The following is a 7,139-nucleotide window of genomic DNA, read 5'->3' as shown; positions in this document are numbered from 1 at the left end:
ATGTGCGGGAACACCGCATAGGACTGGAACACCATGTTGGTGGGACGCTTGTTGGGCGGCGTGAAGGCCATGTCCTCGCCGGCGATGATGATCTGGCCCGAGGTCGGCGTCTCGAGGCCGGAGATCATGCGGAGAAGCGTGGTCTTGCCGCAGCCCGAGGGGCCGAGCAGCGCGAAGAATTCGTTCTGCGCGATGTCGAGCGAGACATTGTCCACGGCGGTGACGCTGCCTGCGAACTGCTTGGTGACGTTGCGGATGGAGACGATCGCGTCGGACATCTGTTTCAACCCTTGTCCGCCTTCTGAGGCGCCTGGAGTTTCATGGCAAGGACGGTGGCGACCACGGTGATGACGATCAGCACCGTGGAGGCAGCGTTGATCTCGGGCGAGACGCCGCGGCGCACCAGCGAATAGACCTTGACGGGGAAGGTCACGGTCTCCGGCCCGGAGGTGAAGAAGGTGATGACGAAGTCATCGAGGGAGAGCGTGAAGGCGAGGAGCGCCCCGGCGATGAGGCCGGGCTTCATGAAGGGCACGATCACCGACCAGAAGGTCTGCCACTCGCTGGCGCCCAGATCCTTCGAGGCTTCCTCGAGCTGGCGGTTGAAGCCCACCAGCCGCGAGCGCACCACCACCGCCACGAAGGGAAAACAGAAGCTGACATGGGCGAAGATGATGTTCCCGAGGTTGAGCGGCCAGGGCATGTTGACGAAGAGCTCCATCATCCCCGAGTTCACGAAGAACAGCAGCAGCGCAACGCCCATGCAGATTTCGGGGATGACGATGGGAAGCGCCATGAAGCCCTCATAGGCGCCCTTGAAGGCAAAGCGGAAGCGCCACAGCAGCAGCGCTGCAAGCGCCCCGAGGATCGTGGCGAACAGCGTGGCGATGAGGGCGATGACGAGCGAATTGGTGAGCGCCTCGATCAGCGAGGCGTTGTTCCATGCCTTGGTGTAGTTGTCGAAGGTGAAGCCGCGCCAGACCACGCCGCGCCTGTCGGTGTTGAAGGAAAAGGCGATGAGCGTGATGATCGGCGCATAGAGCAGGAAGAAGATGGCGGCGAACAGCAGCTTGAGCCAGGTGCGGCTGCCGTAGTCGAGGGGCCCCTGGCCGGGTTTCAGTTTCGCAGCCATCACACATCCACTCCCTTGCTGCGCAGCGTGAAGAGGTAGCGCAGGGCCAGCGCTCCGAAGGTGGCATACATCAGGAGGAAGGAGAGCGCTGCGCCGAAGGGCCAGTCGTTCGCCGCCTTGAATTGCCGCTCGATCACGTTGCCGATCATGATGGCGTTGGCTCCGCCCAGGAGATCCGGCGTCAGGAAGGAGCCGAGGCATGGAATGAAGACCAGGATGATGCCCGAGACGATGCCCGGCATGGTGAGCGGCACGGTGACGCGCAGGAACGTCTGGAACTGGGAGGCGCCGAGATCGAGGCTGGCCTCGAGGAAGGACTTGTCCAGCCTCTCGATCGTCGCATAGAGCGGCAGCACCATGAAGGGCATGTAGACGTAGACGAGGCCGAATATGACGGCGAAGTCGTTGTAGAGCATCTCGAAGGGGCCGAGGCCCACCACGCCCAGGACTTTGTTCACATAGCCCTGGGTTCGGAACACCGCGATCAGGGCATAGGTGCGGATCAGCAGGTTGATCCAGAAGGGCAGCACCACGAGCAGCAGGAGCAGCGGCTTCCAGCGTTCCTGAGCGAAGCAGATGCCGAAGGCGATGGGATAGGCGGTGAGCAGGCAAAGCACGGTGGCCAGCGCGCTGATCCACACCGACTTCCACATGATGGTGAGATAGAGCGGATCGAAGGAACGGAGATAATTGCCGATGCCCGTCAGGTAGTCGTATTCGGTGATCGACACCTGCCCGTCGATGACCGCCTTGTCGCTGAAGGACATGACGAAAAGGAAACCGAGCGGGATGATGAAGAAGGCGAGAAGCCAGACGGAGGGAGGCAAGCCCAAGGTCCAGAAGACCCGCGGGTTCTGTTTCCAGTTCTCCAAGATTCCGTCACTCCCCCTGTTCTGTTTTGAATTGAAGCTAGCGCAGACCTGCCCTGCACGGCAACCCCGGGTTAGAGCCGGGCGAGCGCCCGGTCCACCGCGGCGACGGCGATATCCGCATCCCCACGGGTGAAGACGATGGGCGGCCTGATCTTGAGCACATTGCCGAACTTGCCCTCGCCGCCGATCAGCACGCCCTCGTCGCGGAGCAGGCTGAGGAGGCGCGTGGTTTCGGCTCCCGCGGGTTCCTTTCCCTTCCGGTCCCGGACGAGTTCGACGCCCGTCGCCAGCCCCACGCCGCGAACGTCGCCGATGAGCGGGTGCTTGACCATGAGCGCGGAAAGCCCCTGCCGCAGATAGGCCCCGGTCGCCCGGGCGTTCTCCACCAGCCCCTCGTCGCGGATCACGTCCAGGACCGCGATCCCCGCGGCGCAGGCGACGTTGTTGCCGCCGAAGGTGGAGAAGAACGGGCCGAAGCTCAGGAAATGGGCGAGAATTTCCGGCCTCGTGATCACTGCGCCGACAGGATGCCCATTTCCGGCCGGCTTTCCGGTGGTGATGAAATCCGGGGTGACGCCGTGGTGGCGATGGCCCCAGAAGGCGGTGCCCATGCGGCCGAAACCCGACTGGACCTCATCCGCGATGAAGAGGCCCCCTGCCCGGTGCACCCGGTCGACGATGGCCTGGAGATAGCCCTCCGGCGCGTCGAGGATGCCATTGGTCATGAAGGCGGAATCGATCATCGCCGCGGCGACGCCGTGCCCCGTGGCCTCGAGCTCGGCGATCAGCGGATCGGCAAGCGCAGCGTATCGCGCGCCGAGGCCCAGCTCGTCCGCCCCGTAGGGACCGCGATAGGTGTCGGGCGGCGGCAGCAGGCGGATGTGCGGGGCGTGCCAGTGTTCCGGCGCGTTGGAGGGCGAGAAGGCGTCGATCGCCTCGCTCACCCCGTGATAGGCGAAGTCCATGGCGAGGCCGCCCGACTTGCCCGTGAAGGCCTTGGCCATGCGCCAGGCGAGATCGTTCGCCTCGCTTCCCGAATTGACGAAGACGACGGCGGTGAGCCCCTCGGCCGAAAGGCCGGCCAGCCGCTCGGCATATTCGATCGACTGGTCCGTGATGTAGCGGGTGTTGGTGTTGAGCGTGCGGGCCTGGCGGGCGATGGCCTCGGTGACATATGGATGGCAGTGCCCGACATGCGGCACGTTGTTGTAGCAGTCGAGATAGCGTCTGCCGTCCGAGGCGGTGAGCCAGACGCCCTCGCCCCTCACGATGTGCAGCGGCGGATCGTAGAAGACGTAGAGCTTCTCGCCCATCACCCGGCGGCGGCGGGCGATCGCCTCCTCCGCCGTCTGCGCGTGGCGGGCGGGCTCGGACGGGAAAGTGGCGGCGCGGCGGACCAGACCCTTGAGCTTTCCGGGGCCGAGCCTCCGCAACTCGCGGATCATCGGCATGCTGCGGCCGTTGAAGGATTCGAAATAGCCCTGCGCCTCGATGCCGTTCGCCGATTTCAGTGCATCGATGAGGGGCGTCATCACCAATCGCACTTCGATGAGGTCGAGGAGCGCATCGGCCTCGGCTTCCTCGAGGGGCGTCACGGACTGGTAGCCGCGCACCATCTCGAACAGGGTTTCGGCGGCATCGCCCGAGGGATGAAGGAAATCGCCCGCTGCATTGGCGAGGTCGAGGATCAGCGGCCCGTGCACCATGTCGCCGAAGTCGATGATGCCGGAGACCCTGCCATCACGGCCATGCAGCGCGTTGTAGGGGTGGACGTCGCCGTGGATGATCTGGCTCCGCATGCGGCGCATGGCGGGAGCCGTCACGTCGCGGTGGCGGGCGAGGATCTCCGCGGCGAGCGCTCCGTCCTCTTCAGGCAGGAGTGCGGCCTGGGGCGCGAGGCCGAGCACGCGGCGGGTGTCCCACACCAGCGACCGCGCGGCGGGAGCGCCGCTGACGAAGCCGCGGAGCGCAAGGCCGAGGCGGGCGAGCAGCGCTCCGAGATCGCGCAGCGCCTCGGGCGTGAGCCTGTCCTCTCCCAGCACGCGGCCTTCGAGCCAGCTCAGCACCATCACCGGATAGCGGCGGCCCTCGTGCTCGAGATGGCCGAGAAGGTTCCGCTCGCGCGTGCGGAGAAGGCGCGGCACGGGAAGGGAGGGATCGGCCAGCGCGATATGCTCGAGCGCTTCGGCCTGGCAGAGCAGGACGTCCTCCCCCTCCTCCGGATGGCACAGCTTGAAGACGACGCTGCCGGCGCCGCCTTCCACCCGGAAGTTCTGGTCGCGCTCGCCCTCGAGCGGCGTCCAGCGGCCTTCGAGCCCGTAGGCCGCGGTGGCGAAGGCCTGGAGCACGGAGGCCGGAAGCCGGGGAGGCCGCAGGGTATTGAGCATCACGTCGCCTGTCTCGCCACAGAGAAAGGGCGGCGCTTGCGGGCGCCGCCCATGGGAAGTGCCGCTCAGGCGGCCTGGATGCGCGTCCAGATCTCGTCGCGGACCTTGGTGGCCTCTTCGCCGAGGTAGAGTGCCGGCTCGCACTTGGCCAGAACATCTTCCGGCGGGAAGATCACCGGGTTGTTCTTGTAGTCGTCCGGCATCAGGTCGCGGGCCGCGCGGTTTGCGGTGGCATAGAGGATGGTCTGGACGATCTCCTTGCCGGCCTCCGCGTCGAGCACGAAGTTGATGAAGGCATGGGCGTTCTCCGGGTGTGGCGCGCCCTTCGGAATGGCCAACGTATCCTGCCAGACAAGAGAGCCCTCCTTCGGCACGACGTAGTTCACGTCGTCATCTTCCTGCATGATCTGCTTGATGTCGCCGTTCCACTCCTGGCAGATCTTCACCTCGCCCGAGGCGAGCAGGTCCTGGCCGTTGTCGTCGGCGAAGACCTTGATGTTCTTCTTCTGCTTGATCAGGAGCTCCTCGGCCTTCTTGAGCTCGTCGGCATTGGTCGAGTTCCAGGAATAGCCCAGATACTTCAGGGCGGCGCCCAGCACGTTCTGCTGGTCGCCGAGAAGCGATATGGCGCCGGCATATTCATCCGAGTCGAGCAGCACCTTCCAGCTGTCCGGCGGGGCGCTCACCGCGGACTTGCGATAGCCGATGCCGAGGGTGCCCCACATGTAAGGCATCGTGAACTTGCGGCCGGGATCGAACTGCGCATCCTGGAAGGCCTTGTCGATGTTCGACATGTTCGGGATCTTGGAGTGATCGAGCGGGACCACCATGTCCGCCGCGATCATGCGCTCCACCATGTCATTGGTGGGAACGATCACGTCGTAGCCCGGGTTGCCGCCCTTCAGCTTGGCGAAGAGCTCGTCGTTGTCGGCGTAGAGGTCCATCTTCACCTCGATGCCGGTGGCCTCGTTGAAGTTGGCGAGCGTGTTCTCGCCGATGTAGGTATCCCAGTTGTAGAAATTCAGCTTCTTCTCTTCCTGGGCCAGCGAGAAGCGCGGCAGGAAGGTGAGGCCCACGGCGAGGGCGCCGGTGCCCTTCAGCACCGCGCGGCGGTTCGGGCGGAAACGGGGACGGTACGTCGACATTTCTGAAACTTCTCCTTGGTTGCACCGATGCTGGAACCGCCCGGCGCTTCAGCGGCTCAATCCGGCAGGAAGACTAGCGCCCCCCTGCCGCCGCGCAATGCGCTTTTTTCTTAAGCTCCTGTAATCTCACACAACTTCTGCCTTCACATCGGCATAGGTGGCATCCAGGGCCGCACGCGCAAGTTGTACGAGCCTGTCGATCTCCTGGCGGGTGATGACGAGCGGCGGCGCCAGAACCATGGTGTCCCAGCAGGCGCGCATGATGAGGCCGCTCCGGAAGGAGTGGTCGCGGCACATGGTGCCGACGCGGCCCGGCTTGGCGAAGCGGCCGCGCTTGGCCTTGTCGTTCGAGAGTTCGATGGCGCCGATGAGGCCCATGGAACGCGTCTCGCCGACGATCGGGTGATCGTTGAGCGAGGCCAGCGCCTCGGCGAAATAGGGGCCGATCTCGCGGGTCCGCTCGACGAGCTTCTCCTGCTCGATGATCTCGATGTTCTTCAAGGCGACGGCGCAGGCGACCGGGTGCCCGGCATAGGTCATGCCGTGATAGAACTCGCCACCGAGCTCGAAGAAGTCCTTGATCAGGTGGTCGGCGAAGGCCACCGCACCGATCGGCAGGTAGCCGGAGGACAGGCCCTTGGCCATCGGCACGATGTCCGGCTCGAAGCCGAGGCTCTCGAAGCCCCACCAGTTGCCGGTGCGGCCGAAGCCGCAGATCACTTCGTCCGAGATGATGAGCACGCCGTACTTGCGGCAGATCCTCTGCACCTCCGGCCAGTAGGTGGAGGGCGGGATCAGCACGCCGGCCGCGCCCTGGATCGGCTCGCCGATGAAGGCCGCAACGTTGTCCGGCCCGACCTCGAGGATCTTCTTCTCGACTTCGGCCGCGGCCTCGAGGCCGAACTCCTCCGGAGTCTTGTCGCCGCCGAAATCGTACCAGTAGGGCTGCTGCACGTGGTGGAAGCCGGGGAACTCGGTGCCGACCTGCTCGTGCATGCCCTGGAAGCCGCCGAGGTTGGCCGCCACCATGGTGGAGCCGTGATAGCCGCGGGTGCGCGCGATGAAGTGCTGGCGGTAGGGCTTGCCCTTCAGCTTCCAGTAATGGCGGACGAAGCGGACGATGGTGTCGTTCGATTCCGAACCCGAGTTGGTGAAGAAGATGTGCTTGAACCGCTTCGGCATCACCGAGGAGATCTTGGCCGCGAGCTCCGCCGTGGGCACCGTCGTCGTCTTGAAGAAGGTGTTGTAATAGGGAAGGTCGAGCATCTGGCGGTAGGCCGCCTCGGCGAGCTCCTTGCGGCCATAGCCGACATTGACGCACCACAGGCCGGACATGCCGTCGAGGAGCTTGTTGCCCTTGCCATCCCAGATCCAGATGCCGTCGGCCTGCGTCATCACGCGGGGGCCGCCCTCGGCGTGGAAGGCCTTGTGGTCGGTGAAGGGGTGGAAGTGGTGCTCCACGTCGTGGCGCACGACTTCGGCCAAGTCGATGTTCTTGCTGAGGACGTTCATGACGGTGTCTCCGGACTGAATACGGGAAAGCAGGCCCTTCTGGGGCTTCTGGCAGGCGATCAGGCTGAAGAGAGAGGCCTTACGGCTTGAA

At 64.9% G+C, this 7,139-nt stretch carries 6 protein-coding genes; all 6 read right to left on the bottom strand.

What is annotated here, in order from left to right:
- On the bottom strand, window positions 1–278 hold a 278-nt coding region (locus tag ACK4HL_RS11040; RefSeq protein WP_409760099.1), incomplete at its 3' end, for an ATP-binding cassette domain-containing protein.
- Window positions 279–283: 5 nt separating this feature from the next.
- The gene (locus ACK4HL_RS11035) at window positions 284–1,132 is read right to left on the bottom strand and encodes an ABC transporter permease (RefSeq protein WP_409760096.1); all 849 of its coding nucleotides are present in this window, start codon (window positions 1,130–1,132) and stop codon (window positions 284–286) included.
- Entirely contained in the window at window positions 1,132–2,004 is an 873-nt protein-coding gene (locus ACK4HL_RS11030; RefSeq protein ID WP_409760093.1) for an ABC transporter permease, read from the bottom strand. The genes ACK4HL_RS11035 and ACK4HL_RS11030 overlap by 1 nt, the downstream gene beginning before the upstream one ends.
- A 71-nt stretch (window positions 2,005–2,075) precedes the next feature.
- Window positions 2,076–4,391 carry an aminotransferase class III-fold pyridoxal phosphate-dependent enzyme gene (locus ACK4HL_RS11025; protein WP_409760089.1) on the bottom strand — a complete coding sequence of 772 codons (2,316 nt, stop codon included), beginning with the start codon at window positions 4,389–4,391 and terminating at the stop codon, window positions 2,076–2,078.
- A 65-nt stretch (window positions 4,392–4,456) separates the two neighbouring features.
- Window positions 4,457–5,536 (bottom strand): PotD/PotF family extracellular solute-binding protein, encoded by a 1,080-nt coding sequence (locus tag ACK4HL_RS11020; protein ID WP_409760086.1) that lies wholly within the window; start codon window positions 5,534–5,536, stop codon window positions 4,457–4,459.
- A gap of 126 nt (window positions 5,537–5,662) precedes the next feature.
- Entirely contained in the window at window positions 5,663–7,048 is a 1,386-nt protein-coding gene (locus tag ACK4HL_RS11015; protein WP_409760083.1) for an aspartate aminotransferase family protein, read from the bottom strand.
- Window positions 7,049–7,139: the final 91 nt, after the last annotated feature.

The organism is Aestuariivirga sp. (assembly GCF_046294715.1).
In the GTDB taxonomy this organism is placed as follows: Bacteria; Pseudomonadota; Alphaproteobacteria; order Rhizobiales; family Aestuariivirgaceae; genus Aestuariivirga.
This window is presented reverse-complemented; position numbering and strand designations above follow the sequence as displayed.